A 15,332-nucleotide genomic window follows, 5' to 3' on the forward strand; every position below is an offset into this window, starting at 1 on the left:
GCTCAATGTTCTTTCTGCACAAACCAATTAAACAACTCTCTTATGGGTAGTAAATTGGGTAATAAATATAGAAAAATCACCTTACTAAAACTTAAACAATTGTTTTTATTTAACAAATTTTTTAAGTTTACAAGCAGATCCAGAATATCGAATAATATCTCAGCTAAAAATAAGAAGCCCATATCACTATGGGCTTCTTATTTAAGCTAATGGCAAATGCAGGGTTAACCGGCGATTGCCATACCGACTGTCATATGCAGGCCATAGAACACGCCGCGGCTAATCAGTTCACCTACCAGCACCAGAACAAAAGCCAGTGACAAGACAGGCACGGCAGGGTAATACCCTTTTAACTGTGGTACCACCCAACACACCAGCGCGGCGGCCAGCAACAGCAGGCTCCATGCCATCAGTGCACCATATTGCGGAACTAACGCCTGAGCTTGTTGCACGGAACTGTGAATCGTTGCCAGTTCACTCCCCTGCATTACCGCCACCACCGCACTCCCCAGCAAAGCAACCAGGGAAACCGCAGGCAACAGGCGCATACCCCAGCCTTCAACCCCCACTATGCGCAGCAGCAGATAGCCAAGTAATGGTCCACCCATCAACATAGTCAGGAAAAAGCGTAACCCAGTCCATATTGAATACCAGGTTGGCACTGTATCTATCGTGTTGTAAACCCTTACCATCATCCAGACAAACACCACACCCAGCACCATGGTTACCACCAGCCATAATGTTCGCAGCGGCTGAGAAAGCTTATTAACGACCGCCAGTAACCAGCCAATACCGCCAATAGCAAAAAAGAGTGAGCCACTGGCTATTTCATTACTCAGAGCCGAAGCGCCTATCCGGTTTAACGAGTTAAATGCCCGCATGGGTGAGCCCAGGTGCATCATGGAGGCAATAAACCCGATTCCCATCAATACCCACAGGCCCAACATTGCGAGAGTGACTCTCTTCTGCCGTTCTGCGCCGGGACTGGTACACAGCAGCACCAGTGCCATAACAATGAAACCACCTGCCACACACTGCCCCAGCACAGTAAACAGCATCAGTGGCCATTCACTCCATCCGTTACCCATTTTACACCTCCTTCGGGTTTGCCAGATAACCGCTGGTATCCCCCGTAGGGCGGCTGTTGGCGTTAGGTTTTATGACAATACTCGGTTTCGTAAAGTGTGCAGACGGCAATGGTGCAACTGCCGCCAGCTCACCATATTTCTTACGCAGTTCCTCAATTGGCCCAAAATCCAGCGCCCTGAGTGGGCAAGATTCGACACAAATCGGCTTTTTGCCTTGTGCAACACGGGAATAACAGCCATCACACTTGGTCATATGCCCTTTGGCGGCATTGTATTGCGGTGCCCCATAAGGACATGCCATATGGCAGTAACGGCAGCCAATACATACATCTTCATTGACCACGACAAAGCCATCTTCCCGCTTGTGCATCGCGCCACTGGGGCACACTTTCGTACAGGCCGGATCCTCGCAATGGTTACAGGCAATAGATAAATAGTAAGCAAACACATTTTGATGCCAGACACCGTTATCTTCCTGCCAGTCACCTCCCGCATATTCATAAATGCGACGAAAACTCACATCCGGCGTTAAGTCTTTGTAATCTTTACAGGCCAGCTCACAGGTTTTGCAACCGGTGCACCGACTGGAATCAATAAAAAATCCATACTGGGTTGTCATCGGTTACTCCTTACAACTTTTCAACCTGGACGAGGTTAGTGTGTGACGGGTTGCCTTTTGCCAGTGGTGACGGGCGTTGGGTTGTCAGTACGTTGATGCTGCCAGCCTGATCGACCCTTTGGCTATCCGGGGAGTACCAGGCTCCCTCACCCAGAGCGACAACACCGGGTAAAATACGTGGCGTCACTTTTGCCTCAATGTGAACCTCTCCCCGGCCATTAAAAATCCGCACGCGATCACCGTTAGCGATGCCGCGAGCCTGAGCATCCCTGGGGTTAATCCACATCTCCTGGCGGCAGGCGGCTTTTAAAACGTCCACATTGCCGTAGGTTGAGTGTGTGCGGGCTTTGTAATGAAAACCGGTTAATTGCAACGGCCACTGTTTTGCTAATGGGTCGTCATAGTTTTCAAACCCGGCACTGTAAACAGGCAGCGGGTCGACCACATCGCCTTTATCCAGTTGCCAGGTCGCGGCGATCTCAGCCAGTTGTGCGGAGTAAATTTCAATTTTCCCGGAAGGTGTGGTGAGCGGATTGGCCACAGGGTTCTCACGAAAAGCTTTGTACGCAACGTGATGCCCTTCAGGATCACGCTGTTTAAAAATCCCCTGTTCACGGAAAGTTTCGAAAGACGGCAAATCAGGAATCGCTTTGCGCGACAGCTCATGGAGATGGCGCATCCACTCTTCCTGAGTACGCCCTTCGGTAAATTTCTCTTCCACACCCAGGCGTTTTGCCAGGGCGCTGGTCATCTCATAAATAGTTTTGCATTCAAAACGCGGCTTAATGACCTGGTCATTAAAAATCACATAGGACATATTTCCGCAAGAGGCATCCAGCGCGAAATCCATCTGTTCAGACGCGGTACAATCTGGCAATAAAATATCGGCATATTTTGCCGAGGCAGTCATATGGCAATCAATCACCACAATCATTTCACACTTCTTCTCATCCTGAAGAATTTCGTGAGTGCGGTTAATTTGCGAGTGCTGGTTCACCAGGCAGTTACCGGCATAGTTCCAAATCATCTTGATGGGAACATCCAGTTTGTCTTTCCCGCGCACACCATCACGAATGGCCGTCATTTCAGGTCCGCGCTCAATCGCATCGGTCCACATAAACATTGAAATGCTGGTTTGCACCGGATTATCAAGCGTTGGCATCCGTTCGAATGGCACTTCATAAGACCCTTCGCGAGCACCACTGTTGCCCCCGGAAATACCCACGTTACCGGTCAAAATCGGCAGCATGGCGATAGCCCGGGAAACCAGTTCCCCATTGGAGTGGCGTTGTGGCCCCCATCCTTGAGAAATAAAAGCCGGTTTTACTGAACCGATCTCTCGTGCCAGTTGAATGATACGCGAGGCCGGAATACCGGTGATGGGTGCCGCCCAGTCAGGTGTTTTCGCCACGCCGTCGTTGCCTTGCCCAAGTATATAGGCTTTGTAATGGCTGTTTGCGGGCGCACCAGGTGGCAATGTTTTTTCGTCATAACCAACACAGTATTTATCAAGGAATGCCTGGTCGACGAGGTTCTCAGTAATCAAAACCCAGGCAATTGCCGTAGCCAACGCACCGTCAGTCCCAGGCCGGACAGGGATCCACTCATCTTCACGCCCGGCGCCTGTATCATTATAGCGCGGGTCGATAATAATCATTCGCGCATTAGATTTCTGGCGGGCCTGTTCAACATAGTAGGTCACCCCGCCACCACTCATGCGCGTTTCGCCCGGGTTGTTACCAAACAATACGACCAGTTTGCTGTTTTCGATGTCAGACGGGCTGTTACCATCTGCCCAACCACCGTAGGTGTAGTTCAGCCCGGCTGCAATTTGGGCTGTTGAATAATCACCGTAATGGTTCAGGTAGCCACCCACGCAGTTCATCAGGCGGGCAATCAGTGTTTTTCCTGGTGGCCAGGAGCGGGTCATCGTGCCGCCCAACGTCCCGGTACCATAATTAAGGTAGATAGATTCGTTACCGTAGTCTTTAATCAGGCGCTGTGTGTTGCTGGCGATAATGTCATAAGCTTCATCCCAGCTAATGCGCTTAAATTTCCCTTCCCCCCGTTTGCCCACTCGTTTCATTGGGTACTTCAGACGGTCAGGGTTATAAACCCGGCGACGCATAGATCGGCCACGCAGGCAAGCCCGAACCTGGTGCAAACCATCGTAATCATCATTGCCAGTGTTGTCGGTTTCCACATAACGGATTTCACCGTTAACAACATGCATACGTAGCGGGCAACGGCTACCACAGTTAACAGTACAGGCACTCCAGATTACCTTTTCCTGAGAGCCTGCCGGAGCAATTACATCTGCGGCACAAACCAGACGGGAAAAGGGCAAAGAAAATGCGCTACCAGCCAGTGCCAGGCCACCAATTGCAGTCCCTTTCATTAGGCCTCGTCGGCTGACTTCTGCTTCCAGCAAAGCATCAGGGGTTTTATGGCTCATAAATACTCACCTTGCTTATTTTCGTCATTGATGCAATTCAAGCGCTATATAAGAATTTATATAATGGTTTGAATTATCAGTTTATTTCTTTTTCAGTGTGAGTATTACGCTGCCCGGGGAATCAATAGTTTGCTTATTATCAATCCTGCCGTTGAAACCCGTAGATAAGGTGTAATTCTGAGATCCCGGGCAGAAAAATCAGGCTTTAAAAATAGTTAGCAATGGTGATAACGAATATCACTCTCAATTATTTTTAATCTTTTTCGCATTATGGCTGGGCGGATTTACTGGCAAGCTTTTGGCATATAGAAAATCTTAATTTATCAATTTGCCTGTAAGCTCACTGAGTTGACTTAACGATACCAGGGTACTGGTCGTTCGGGATGATTGGTGTGTTGTGGTCGGTTTGACTTATTCAGGCTCAGAACATCAATTAACTCTGAATTATTTACCAGATTTTTCCCCGGCCACATTCCCTGGCTCACTGCATAATAATAGTTACATTGTTGCCACACAAACCTATACAGTCGCGTCGCCTTTTTATCAGTGCTTTTGTTATCATTAACCCTCTGCAGGCTGTGAAAATTAAATAATGCGCACTGTCTACCCTGTCCCTTGCCATCCTGACGGCCCGTTTTAAGAAACGTAGCTGTCATGCGTGTCGCCTGAAATGACAACAATAATTTATTAGCTTTTGATATAAGAGGAAAAATATGGACTGGGAAACCTGGCGCTTTGTTATCGGGGTCACACTGCCCAACCTGCTGCTACTCCTTGCTGGCATCATATTGCGTCGTGCAGGGCTGATGAACGATACATTCATTGATGGTGCCTCAAAAATTGTCTTTGTTGTTGCGCTGCCCTGCTTACTGTTTTTCAGTATCGCCACACAAAAAATCTCTCTGGCACAGAATATGCCTCTGGCTTTGTACGGGCTGCTGGGGACGACATTATCCTGGTTGTTCCTTGAGCTTATTGCACCTTTATTGGTAAAAGAGCGCAAGGAGCGGGGTATCTTTGTTCAGGGCGGGTTTCGCGCCAATACCGCGATTGTCGGCCTGGCTTATGCGTCAATGGCCTATGGCAAAGCTGGTATAGCTACAGGCTCACTCTATATGGCGACAACAGTTATTCTGTTTAACCTTTTATCCGTCATTTCATTAACCCGCACTTTGCAGGGGAACGGGAAAAAAGCGCCGTCACTGGCTTCAGTTTTAAGCGGTGTTGTAAAAAACCCGCTGATTATCAGTCTGGTGCTTGGGCTGGCCTGGAATGCTACTGGCCTTTCTATCCCACATCCTGTATTTCAGACTGGTGAACTGATTTCCGCGACAGCACTGCCACTGGCCATGATGTGTGCCGGTGCGTCACTGGACCTGCGTAGTATGTTTAGATCATCCAATACGGCGTTATATGCCAGTCTGGCGCGTGTCGTGGTGGTTCCGACAGGATTAACCTTCGGTGGGTGGCTCTGTGGCTTTGAGGGAACAACACTCGGCGTCATCTTCCTGTTTTCCGCCACGCCTGCCGCGGCCGCCAGTTACGTAATGACTCGGGCAATGGGTGGGAATGCCGTACTTGCCGCCAATATTATTGGTTTGACCATGGTTGGTTCAATTGTCACAACATCTCTGGGCTTGTTTATTTTAAGAACCCTGCACCTGGGTTAACCGGGTTCTTTCAGCCAAAAGTGAAGGACGAGTCATTTTATCCTGTTAGCCACACATACTTATCATGGTATAACCATTCTGGTATATATCACTCAGAGTCGTGAATGAAGATGGTGTTTCCCCTTTCACAACAATTAGGTGCTTTTTTAAAAGAACGGCGCCAAAGCCTGGATGCCCGTGCACTGGGGTATCTCTCTCAACGCCGCCGGACTCTGGGGCTGCGCCGGGAAGAAGTCGCTCAGCGTGCCAGTATTAGCGTAACCTGGTATACCTGGCTTGAGCAGGGCCGGGGCGGCGCACCTTCAGTTCCCGTGCTCGAACGCCTGAGTCAGGCACTGTTGCTGACAGACACCGAACGTGAGCATCTGTTTTTATTGGGTGTTGGTCACCCACCTCAGACAAAACACCAGGAAAATCAGGTAATACCCACCCATCTTCAGCATGTACTGAATACGCTTAACCCTTGCCCCGCGCTGATAAAAAATCTTACCTGGGACGTACTGGCATGGAATGACGCAGCCCGCCTGGTATTGACGGATTACACACGCCTTGAGCCTGAGCAACGGAATATTTTGCGGCTTATCTTCTCGCATGAACCGGTACGCCAGCATCAGGCGGACTGGGAAGCAGTGGCCCGTATGGTGGTTGGTGCGTTTCGGGCTGATATTGCCCGCGTTGGCGAAAGCCAACGTATACAACATCTGGTTCAGGAGCTTTCTGCTAAAAGTGCATTTTTTGCAACCCTTTGGGAAACACACAACGTACAGGACTTAAGTGAAGGGATTAAATACCTGCACCGCTCAGACTGTGGGACTCTCGCGCTGAATTACTCATCTTTTGGCATTCATGCGCGACCAGATTTAAGCCTGCTGGTATACAGCCCTGCAACAGATGAAGATGCCAGCAAAATAGCAACAATATTCTCTGGTGCTCACAAAGCTATTTGAATAAATACCCTTGCTCAAGTACCCAAAAAACGCTTACAACCAGGACATATCAATGGTTTTCACCATCGCAGAGCAAAAACTTGCGGTAAAGGGAAGACATCCAGTACGAAGCAATCTTCTAACTTAGTGTTGCCAGCACATTGCACAGCCATACTGTTAACATGGTGAAATGTGAAACCATCCATGAACGTGCAATCGTCCACGCAGAAATCGTTATGTAAGGCAAACCGCTGCCAAATATACGTGTTTGTGAAGACCAGAAAACCGGCTCTGGCAAAGCAATGCCTGCATTCCCCGGAACTGAAACATGTTAGATGAAAATGTTGGTATCTTTAACAGCGACGACGTGCTGTAGACTATGCAGATTCGTTATCAAGGTGAAGTAGATACCATCTTTATTCCTGGTGTACGCTACCACCCTCTGGATCTGTCACAAACACCAGAATACAACCGTGGATTCTGCAAACGGGTATGTCCTGCACGGCTATCTATGGCAGCACAGTTCCGTTTGAAATCGCATTTTGAACGTTCGAAATTTAAAGAAGTGGATATGAAATGCTTTCTGTCAGATTTCGAATAAGGAGTTATTGAATGACCACACAACGTATCATCATCGGGATCAGTGGCGCATCCGGTTTCCAGTATGGCGTAAAAGCCCTTGAGTTACTGCAAGGGAAAGGTCTTGAAGTGCACCTTGTTGTTTCCAAAGGTGCAGAAAGGACCTGCGAACTGGAAACGGATTACGAACTGGACAAGGTGATGGCGCTGGCGGATGTTGTGCATCCCATCGGCAATCTTGGGGCGTCAATATCCAGTGGTTCATTCAAAACCCTGGGTATGCTGGTTGCGCCCTGTTCTATGCGTTCCCTTGGAGCTATCGCCCACTGCCTGACTGATAATCTACTGACCCGGGCAGCAGATGTGGTGTTAAAAGAGCGTCGTCGCCTTGTTCTTCTCACGAGGGAAACCCCGCTCAACCTTGGGCACCTGCGTAATATGCAGGCAGTTACGGAAATGGGCGGGGTTATTTTCCCGCCTGTCCCGGCACTCTACCAGCGCCCACAAACAACCGATGAAATTATCACGCACAGTGTGGCCCGGGTTCTGGACTTATTTGATCTGGATGTGAAAAATATTCCGCGCTGGGGTGAAGGTAACCTTCATCATAATAAATAAAACACAGTAAACCCCCTTCAGGGATGTACTACAGGATAAGAAACAACAATGCTAATCGGTCCTTTTGTTAATGGAGCTGCAATTATAATTGGCGGCCTGGCAGGAGCCTCAGCTGGTCGAATTCTTCCGGAACGTGTCCGAACCGCACTACCTTTAACCTTTGGGCTATGCTCCGTTGGGTTGGGCATAAAATTGGTCATTGAAGTGAAATATATGCCCGCTGTTGTTCTGGCTATGGTCATCGGCGCTGTACTTGGCGAATTGTTCTATGTTGAAAAAGGGATTGGTAAAGTAGCTGGCCTGACCCGCGGTATTGTCAACCGCTTTTTACCCCCGGTTACAGGACTAACCCACGAAGAATTTACTGAGAAATTTGTTGCCATCCTGGTGCTATTTTGTGCCAGTGGCACGGGTATATTTGGTGCTATGCACGAAGGGATGACAGGTGATCCATCAATCCTGTATATCAAAACGATACTGGATCTGTTCACCTCTGCAATTTTCGCCGCCATGCTGGGTTATGCCGTATTGACCATTGCGATTCCACAGATCATTACTCAGATTCTGCTGGCAATGCTGGCTGTCTTTATTTTACCAATAACTACACCAGAGATGATGGCTGACTTCTCCTGTGCTGGCGGCCTTATCATGATTGCGACAGGTCTGCGTATCTGCAATATCAAGCTGTTTCCTGTAGCAAACATGCTACCGGGCCTCTTACTGGTGATGCCGTTCTCCTACCTTTGGGCATCCTTAGTCGCATAAAACGTTAAGCATGGTTCAGGGTTTCAGGGCCATGCTATTTCCGTCAGAATGTGGCAGACCGACCCGATTGTTGCCCATCAGTTATACTTCACATTTCCAGATATCCCTGGCCTGATACGAGATTTTTATGATTCAACAAGAACATGTGGTGCTGCTCAATGCCCAAGGCAAACCAAAAGGAGTCATGGAGAAGTACGCCGCGCATAATGAGAACACCCCGCTTCACCTGGCTTTTTCTTGTTGGATATTTAATGCACAAGGGCAATATTTACTGACCCGCAGAGCATTAGCCAAAAAGGCCTGGCCTGGTGTGTGGACTAATTCTGTTTGCGGTCACCCTCAATGGGAAGAAACGCAGGAAGAGGCGATTCACCGCCGTTGCCTGTACGAAACAGGGGTGAATGTTGAAAACATAACGCCCGTCAGCCCACACTTTCGTTATTGTGAAACAGATGCCAGCGGGATTATGGAAAATGAGATTTGCCCGGTATATGCAGCCCTGGCCGTTAATAAAGTTCAACCTCATCCTGAAGAAGTGATGGATTACCACTGGTTCCAGTTGGATGATGTCATTGCATCCGTGCGTCATACACCATGGGTATTTTCCCCCTGGATGGTACAACTTGTTTCCGATTCCAGTGCCCTCAGTGCCCTGAACACTTTTGTGAAAAATATTATCAGTTCTCAGCGGTAAAAATGCCGGGCAAACCACCCGGCTGTACAATAACAAGTAGCAGTTATATAAGCGGCTTAACACGACCGCAAGCCGTAGCGGTGGCAGAATGCGATGAAACGCAATTAATTCTGTTGGTTAAGAAGTTTAGGTTTGATGTATTTTCCACAAATAATAGAAGAATGAATTAATCGCCCTTAAAGATATATCTAAAAAATATCATCTGTGAATCCAGCGATACCTTCCTCACCCAGCCAACCCACAAGGTGGCTGACCTCGGGTGAATGTACGACACGCAGAATCTCTTTCGCTCGCCCTGGCCCAATCCCGGCAAGGCGCTGCCAGTCGGCCTGGGTACGCAGTGCAACCTGAGCCCAGTGTTCATCAGCAAAAGACCGAAAATAGTGTTCCGGGAGTGGAACACCCAGTGCTCTGACCCAACGGACAAAAGGTTGCTGGCGAGCCTGCAATAACTGTTGCCACAGATTGACGGTATGGGCGGCTGAGATACCCGGCGTTCGTGCCAGGGCTTCTTCATTTAATTGTAGCCAGGAAAAAATATGCTCAAATTGGTGATGTTCAGTAAGAGCACGCCATCGCCCCGGCCCAAAACCTTTCAGGTCAAGTGCCTGAGGTTGTGCTAACCCGTTCAGCCGGGCAAGGAATTGCTCCTTGCAATACTCAGGCTGAGGAGAAAAACAACTTAACGTATGAAAACGTGTTGAATCGGGTGGGTCTGGTTTGATTCGTTCAGCCACACGCCATAACACATCATCCAGACGGGGGATTCCCTGTCCAGCCAGGCTGATTACAACCTGATCCCCTGGCGCGATGTCCCATTCCTGCCAGCGCTGGACGGACCCAAGGCTAACCTTTTTCACCTGCTTATCATCTATTTGCACCGGATGAAGGGTTGCCACAACGGTCACTTTGCCTGTACGCCCAACAGTAAAATGGATCCGTTTCACCTCAGCAATTTGTTGTTGAGGGGGGTATTTCCAGGCAACCAGCCAGCTATTCTCACCGGGACGCCAGTATTCTGCCGGCGCGGCATGTTCTGCTCTAATAATGATGCCATCGGTAGCAAAAGGTAAGGGAGAACGGAACCATGTGTCACGCCAGTGCGCAACATCAGCTACGGACGCCACCGGCTGTGACCAGCCAGATGTCAAAGTGAACCCAGCCTCAGATAACACAGAAAATTGCCGGGACAACTCTTGCGGGCCATCCGGCCAGGCCCAGATAAAAAGACCAATACGGCTAAGGTGTAACCCGGGTGCCTTACGCATCATCGCACCCGCGACATAAGCCCTGGCATTCAAACTACCATCACGTTGTTGCACATGCCCAGGCACCCCAGCCTGCAAAAAAAGCTCACCCTGCAGCACAGCATTGGCCAGCAAACCTTGCGTTTTTTGGGGCAAACCGGTGAGAAACGGGATCCGGTCGCTCCAGTCTTCTCCCTGCAACCCATCCCCACGGCTAAGCAGCCGGGTGGGTTTTCCATCCTGATAAACCAGTGTAATGGCCACACCATCTACTTTAGGTTGTACCCACAACGCCGTTTTTCCTGACATCCAGCGCGCCACAGCAGCCATGTCTGATAACTTTTTAACCCCTGTATGAGCAACAGGATGCCAGTGCTTCCCAGGCCTAGCCTGAATGGCATCATTTCCTGCTGCCGCATACTGAAAGCAACGCTGCCAAAACGCCAGGCGGCTACGAATCTGGTCATAAAGTTCATCGTCAATTTCACTCACACCGTTTTGCCAGTATGCGGTATCCCACGCGGATACCTGAGCAGACAACGCGGATATTTCATGGCCTGCGCGCAGGGGTGACCAGTTCGGGCACTGGGCCTGCACGAAAGAAATGCACAGCAACTGAATGAGTAATAAAACTATTTTCATACTCACCTCCTGAGTCCGTGCACTGTACGCGACAGAAAAGAGTGCGAATATGTTGAAAAGATACGTTTGCGAAACATGCCGAAAACAAACTGGTGTGTTGCATTCTGCACAACAAAAATCAGGAATCCCGAACGAAAAATAAAGAAATTACAGCCTGAAAACAGACAAAAGCTACGTAATGGCGGGAGGTTGTGTATAATAAGCGCGTATTACTCACTTCTTTATTTCGAATCGAATACTCATGGCTCAAGGCACGCTTTATATTGTTTCCGCGCCAAGTGGTGCGGGGAAATCCAGTCTCATTCAGGCGTTACTGAAAACTCAGCCACTGTATGACACACAGGTTTCCGTTTCTCATACCACCCGTTCTGCGCGCCCGGGCGAAATTCATGGTGAACACTACTATTTTGTTAACCATGACGAGTTTCGACAAATGATTGCAGAAGACGCTTTTCTGGAACATGCGGAAGTCTTTGGGAATTACTACGGCACGTCTCGCCACACTATTGAACAAGTCCTGTCGACGGGTGTGGATGTTTTTCTGGATATCGACTGGCAAGGTGCCCAGCAAATCCGCAACAAAATGCCGCAAGCGCGCAGTATTTTCATTCTTCCACCATCAAAAGTGGAACTGGACCGCCGCTTGCGTGGCCGTGGTCAGGATAGTGAAGACGTCATTACCCGCCGGATGGCTCAGGCTGTTGCGGAAATGAGCCACTATGCCGAGTATGATTACCTTATTGTGAATGATGACTTTGATACCGCCCTGGGCGATTTAAAGACTATCATTCGGGCTGAACGCCTGCGTATGGGGCGACAAAAGCAACGTCATGATGCTTTAATCAGCAAACTATTGGCAGACTGAACCCGGATTCAGTATCATGCCCAGTCATTTCTTCACCTGTGGAGCACTTTAAATATGGCACGCGTAACTGTTCAGGACGCTGTAGAGAAAATTGGTAACCGTTTTGACCTGGTACTGGTCGCTGCGCGTCGCGCCCGCCAAATGCAGGCAGGCGGCAAAGATCCGCTGGTACCGGAAGAAAACGATAAACCCACCGTTATCGCACTGCGTGAAATCGAAGAAGGTTTGATTAACAACCAAATCCTCGATGTGCGTGAACGCCAGGAACAGCAAGAGCAGGAAGCCGCTGAATTGCAGGCTGTTACCGCGATTGCTGAAGGTCGTCGTTAATAACTCTGTAGGCACCCCTTGTACCTGTTTGAAAGCCTTAATCAACTGATTCGACATTACTTGCCTGAGGACCAAATTAAGCGCCTCAGGCAGGCATATCTTGTTGCGCGTGATGCTCACGAGGGGCAAACTCGTTCAAGTGGTGAACCCTATATAACGCACCCTGTCGCTGTAGCTTGTATTCTGGCCGAAATGAAACTCGACCACGAAACACTCATGGCGGCACTGCTGCACGATGTTATCGAAGATACTCCGGCAACCTACCAGGATATGGAACAGTTGTTTGGGAAAACTGTTGCCGAACTGGTCGAAGGGGTATCAAAACTCGATAAACTGAAATTCCGCGATAAGAAAGAAGCGCAGGCTGAAAACTTTCGCAAAATGATCATGGCGATGGTGCAGGATATCCGCGTCATTCTGATCAAGCTTGCAGATCGTACCCACAACATGCGCACGCTGGGATCTTTACGCCCGGATAAACGCCGCCGTATTGCACGGGAAACGCTGGAAATATACAGCCCACTGGCTCACCGCTTAGGTATTCATCACCTGAAAACTGAGCTGGAAGAGTTAGGTTTCGAAGCACTCTACCCTAACCGTTATCGGGTCATCAAAGAAGTGGTAAAAGCGGCGCGCGGTAACCGCAAAGAGATGATCCAGAAAATCCTTTCTGAAATTGAAGGGCGGTTGCAAGAGGCAGGTATAGCCTGTCGCGTCAGTGGCCGGGAAAAGCACCTTTATTCGATTTACTGCAAAATGGTGCTGAAAGAGCAACGCTTTCATTCCATCATGGATATCTATGCTTTTCGCGTAATCGTTAAAGATGTGGACACCTGTTACCGTGTTTTGGGGCAGATGCACAGCCTGTATAAACCCCGTCCGGGCCGGGTTAAAGACTACATAGCTATACCAAAAGCCAACGGATACCAGTCATTGCATACCTCAATGATTGGCCCCCATGGTGTACCCGTTGAAGTCCAGATCCGTACAGAAGATATGGACCAAATGGCGGAGATGGGGGTAGCTGCGCACTGGGCCTATAAAGGCCATGGTGAAAGCAGTACTACCGCGCAAATTCGGGCTCAGCGCTGGATGCAAAGCCTGCTCGAATTACAACAAAGCGCCGGTAACTCGTTTGAATTTATCGAAAGTGTGAAATCTGATCTGTTCCCGGATGAGATTTACGTTTTCACCCCGGAAGGGCGTATTGTTGAGCTCCCTGCCGGTGCCACCCCCGTCGATTTTGCCTATGCGGTACACACAGACATTGGTCATGCCTGTGTCGGTGCCCGTGTAGACCGCCAGCCTTATCCACTTTCCCAACCGCTTTCCAGCGGGCAAACTGTGGAAATCATCACAGCACCGGGGGCTCGTCCTAATGCCGCATGGCTGAACTTTGTGGTCAGTTCGCGGGCACGGGCTAAAATCCGCCAGGCGCTCAAGAACCTCAAGCGTGATGACTCTGTAAGCCTGGGCCGCCGCCTGTTAAGCCATGCATTAGGTGGGAGCCGTAAGCTTGCTGAGATCCCGGCAGAGAATCTGCAACGGGAACTGGAACGCATGAAGCTCGGGTCTCTGGATGACCTGTTGGCAGAGATTGGCCTCGGTAACGCCATGAGTGTTGTGGTGGCAAAAAATCTGACTCACGGTGAAAACAGTGTACAGCATCAAGCGCCATCCGCTGAAAACCGGGCTCACCTGCCAATAAAAGGCGCTGATGGTGTGATGGTGACATTTGCAAAATGCTGCCGTCCAATTCCTGGCGACCCAATTATTGCACATGTCAGTCCGGGGAAAGGGCTGGTTATTCACCATGAATCCTGCCGTAACATCAAGGGATACCAGAAAGAGCCAGAAAAATTCATGGCTGTTGAGTGGGATAAGGAAACCGAGCAAGAATTTATCACCGAAATCAAGGTGGATATGTTCAACCACCAGGGCGCTCTGGCTAACCTGACCGCTGCGATTAATGCTTCTGGTTCTAATATTCAAAGCCTGAATACTGAAGAGAAAGATGGGCGGGTGTACAGTGCATTTATTCGCCTGACAGCCCGGGATCGCGTACATCTGGCTAATATTATGCGCAAAATCCGCGTCATGCCGGACGTCATTAAAGTTAACCGCAACAGAAATTAAGCGTTTATGAATCCACAACGTTATGCGCGTATCTGCGAAATGCTCGCCCGCCGCCAGCCAGACCTGACTGTGTGCATGGAGCAGGTCCATAAACCGCATAACGTATCGGCTATCATTCGTACTGCAGATGCCGTGGGCGTACAGGAAGTTCATGCCGTATGGCCTGGGCACAAGTTGCGTACCACGGTGTCTACAGCAGCCGGAAGTAATAGCTGGGTAGATGTTAAAACGCACCGCACTATCCAAAACGCTGTCACAACGCTCAAAGCGCGTGGCATGCAGATCCTCGCCACTCATCTTTCAGATAGCGCCGTTGATTTTCGGGAAATCGACTACACTCGCCCTACCTGCATTCTTATGGGCCAGGAAAAAACAGGCATTACTCAGGAAGCGCTGGCACTGGCTGATCAGGACATTATCATTCCGATGACTGGCATGGTGCAGTCGTTAAATGTTTCTGTTGCATCGGCACTCATTCTGTATGAAGCACAACGCCAGCGCCAAAACGCAGGTATGTATGCACGGGAAAACAGTATGTTGCCAGACAGCGTTCAGCAACGGCTTTTGTTTGAAGGTGGTTACCCGGTGCTGGCTAAAGTCGCCAAACGCAAAGGCCTGCCCTACCCGCTGATTAACCATGCCGGGGAAATAGAGGCAGAGGCCAGTTGGTGGGCCAGAATGCAGTCAGCGGAATAATG

13 protein-coding genes and 1 pseudogene are annotated in these 15,332 nt (G+C 49.5%); 10 read left to right on the forward strand and 4 right to left on the reverse strand.

Annotation, left to right across the window (positions count from 1 at the left end; genetic code table 11):
• Positions 1-224 precede the first annotated feature (224 nt).
• From A9B99_RS07490 to dmsA, 3 genes are read right to left on the reverse strand one after another with little or no spacing between them, the layout of a single operon-like run.
• On the reverse strand, positions 225-1,088 hold the full coding sequence (locus tag A9B99_RS07490; RefSeq protein WP_064596222.1) for a DmsC/YnfH family molybdoenzyme membrane anchor subunit: 864 nt from the start codon (positions 1,086-1,088) through the stop codon (positions 225-227).
• Between the two features lies 1 nt (position 1,089).
• Entirely contained in the window at positions 1,090-1,707 is a 618-nt protein-coding gene (locus tag A9B99_RS07495) for a DMSO/selenate family reductase complex B subunit (RefSeq protein WP_064596224.1), read from the reverse strand.
• A gap of 10 nt (positions 1,708-1,717) precedes the next feature.
• A complete protein-coding gene (gene dmsA / locus A9B99_RS07500; protein WP_064596225.1) occupies positions 1,718-4,162 on the reverse strand; it encodes a dimethylsulfoxide reductase subunit A in 2,445 nt (814 codons plus the stop codon).
• Between the two features lie 713 nt (positions 4,163-4,875).
• Between dmsA and A9B99_RS07510 the strand changes: the two genes are divergently transcribed.
• The 6 genes and pseudogenes from A9B99_RS07510 to idi all read left to right on the forward strand — a co-directional run bounded on the left by A9B99_RS07510 (position 4,876) and on the right by idi (position 9,414).
• Entirely contained in the window at positions 4,876-5,832 is a 957-nt protein-coding gene (locus A9B99_RS07510; RefSeq protein ID WP_064596227.1) for an AEC family transporter, read from the forward strand.
• Positions 5,833-5,942: 110 nt separating this feature from the next.
• The gene (locus tag A9B99_RS07515; protein ID WP_064596288.1) at positions 5,943-6,779 is read left to right on the forward strand and encodes a helix-turn-helix transcriptional regulator; all 837 of its coding nucleotides are present in this window, start codon (positions 5,943-5,945) and stop codon (positions 6,777-6,779) included.
• Between the two features lie 122 nt (positions 6,780-6,901).
• Positions 6,902-7,359, forward strand: a pseudogene (locus A9B99_RS24140) (hypothetical protein); the annotation flags it as partial.
• Between the two features lie 11 nt (positions 7,360-7,370).
• Positions 7,371-7,955: a UbiX family flavin prenyltransferase gene (locus A9B99_RS07525; protein ID WP_064596232.1), complete on the forward strand. Its 585-nt coding sequence runs from the start codon at positions 7,371-7,373 to the stop codon at positions 7,953-7,955.
• Between the two features lie 48 nt (positions 7,956-8,003).
• A complete protein-coding gene (locus A9B99_RS07530; protein ID WP_064596234.1) occupies positions 8,004-8,720 on the forward strand; it encodes a DUF554 domain-containing protein in 717 nt (238 codons plus the stop codon).
• A 127-nt stretch (positions 8,721-8,847) separates the two neighbouring features.
• Positions 8,848-9,414 carry an isopentenyl-diphosphate Delta-isomerase gene (idi, locus tag A9B99_RS07535; RefSeq protein WP_369937474.1) on the forward strand — a complete coding sequence of 189 codons (567 nt, stop codon included), beginning with the start codon at positions 8,848-8,850 and terminating at the stop codon, positions 9,412-9,414.
• A 188-nt stretch (positions 9,415-9,602) separates the two neighbouring features.
• Here the strand turns inward: idi and ligB are convergent, their stop codons facing one another.
• Positions 9,603-11,303 carry an NAD-dependent DNA ligase LigB gene (gene ligB / locus A9B99_RS07540; RefSeq protein WP_064596236.1) on the reverse strand — a complete coding sequence of 567 codons (1,701 nt, stop codon included), beginning with the start codon at positions 11,301-11,303 and terminating at the stop codon, positions 9,603-9,605.
• Between the two features lie 241 nt (positions 11,304-11,544).
• On the opposite strand from ligB, the gene gmk reads away from it, so the two are divergent.
• The 4 genes from gmk to trmH are packed head-to-tail and all read left to right on the forward strand — an operon-like array spanning position 11,545 to position 15,330.
• Complete coding sequence (gene gmk / locus A9B99_RS07545) at positions 11,545-12,168, forward strand: guanylate kinase (protein ID WP_064596238.1); 624 nt, start codon at positions 11,545-11,547, stop codon at positions 12,166-12,168.
• Positions 12,169-12,222: 54 nt separating this feature from the next.
• Entirely contained in the window at positions 12,223-12,498 is a 276-nt protein-coding gene (gene rpoZ / locus A9B99_RS07550; protein WP_036115651.1) for a DNA-directed RNA polymerase subunit omega, read from the forward strand.
• A gap of 18 nt (positions 12,499-12,516) precedes the next feature.
• Entirely contained in the window at positions 12,517-14,634 is a 2,118-nt protein-coding gene (gene spoT / locus A9B99_RS07555) for a bifunctional GTP diphosphokinase/guanosine-3',5'-bis pyrophosphate 3'-pyrophosphohydrolase (RefSeq protein ID WP_064596240.1), read from the forward strand.
• Between the two features lie 6 nt (positions 14,635-14,640).
• Positions 14,641-15,330: a tRNA (guanosine(18)-2'-O)-methyltransferase TrmH gene (trmH, locus tag A9B99_RS07560; RefSeq protein ID WP_064596242.1), complete on the forward strand. Its 690-nt coding sequence runs from the start codon at positions 14,641-14,643 to the stop codon at positions 15,328-15,330.
• Positions 15,331-15,332 lie beyond the last annotated feature (2 nt).

The organism is Mangrovibacter phragmitis, from assembly GCF_001655675.1.
GTDB lineage: Bacteria > Pseudomonadota > Gammaproteobacteria > Enterobacterales > Enterobacteriaceae > Mangrovibacter > Mangrovibacter phragmitis.

What these genes read in the sequence shown, in the direction of transcription:
- A9B99_RS07490 (WP_064596222.1), bottom strand. Translation starts at nt 1,088, where the DNA reads ATGGGTAACGGATGGAGTGAATGGCCACTGATGCTGTTTACTGTGCTG.
- A9B99_RS07495 (WP_064596224.1), bottom strand. Translation starts at nt 1,707, where the DNA reads ATGACAACCCAGTATGGATTTTTTATTGATTCCAGTCGGTGCACCGGT.
- dmsA (WP_064596225.1), bottom strand. Translation starts at nt 4,162, where the DNA reads ATGAGCCATAAAACCCCTGATGCTTTGCTGGAAGCAGAAGTCAGCCGA.
- A9B99_RS07510 (WP_064596227.1), top strand. Translation starts at nt 4,876, where the DNA reads ATGGACTGGGAAACCTGGCGCTTTGTTATCGGGGTCACACTGCCCAAC.
- A9B99_RS07515 (WP_064596288.1), top strand. Translation starts at nt 5,943, where the DNA reads ATGGTGTTTCCCCTTTCACAACAATTAGGTGCTTTTTTAAAAGAACGG.
- A9B99_RS07525 (WP_064596232.1), top strand. Translation starts at nt 7,371, where the DNA reads ATGACCACACAACGTATCATCATCGGGATCAGTGGCGCATCCGGTTTC.
- A9B99_RS07530 (WP_064596234.1), top strand. Translation starts at nt 8,004, where the DNA reads ATGCTAATCGGTCCTTTTGTTAATGGAGCTGCAATTATAATTGGCGGC.
- idi (WP_369937474.1), top strand. Translation starts at nt 8,848, where the DNA reads ATGATTCAACAAGAACATGTGGTGCTGCTCAATGCCCAAGGCAAACCA.
- ligB (WP_064596236.1), bottom strand. Translation starts at nt 11,303, where the DNA reads ATGAAAATAGTTTTATTACTCATTCAGTTGCTGTGCATTTCTTTCGTG.
- gmk (WP_064596238.1), top strand. Translation starts at nt 11,545, where the DNA reads ATGGCTCAAGGCACGCTTTATATTGTTTCCGCGCCAAGTGGTGCGGGG.
- rpoZ (WP_036115651.1), top strand. Translation starts at nt 12,223, where the DNA reads ATGGCACGCGTAACTGTTCAGGACGCTGTAGAGAAAATTGGTAACCGT.
- trmH (WP_064596242.1), top strand. Translation starts at nt 14,641, where the DNA reads ATGAATCCACAACGTTATGCGCGTATCTGCGAAATGCTCGCCCGCCGC.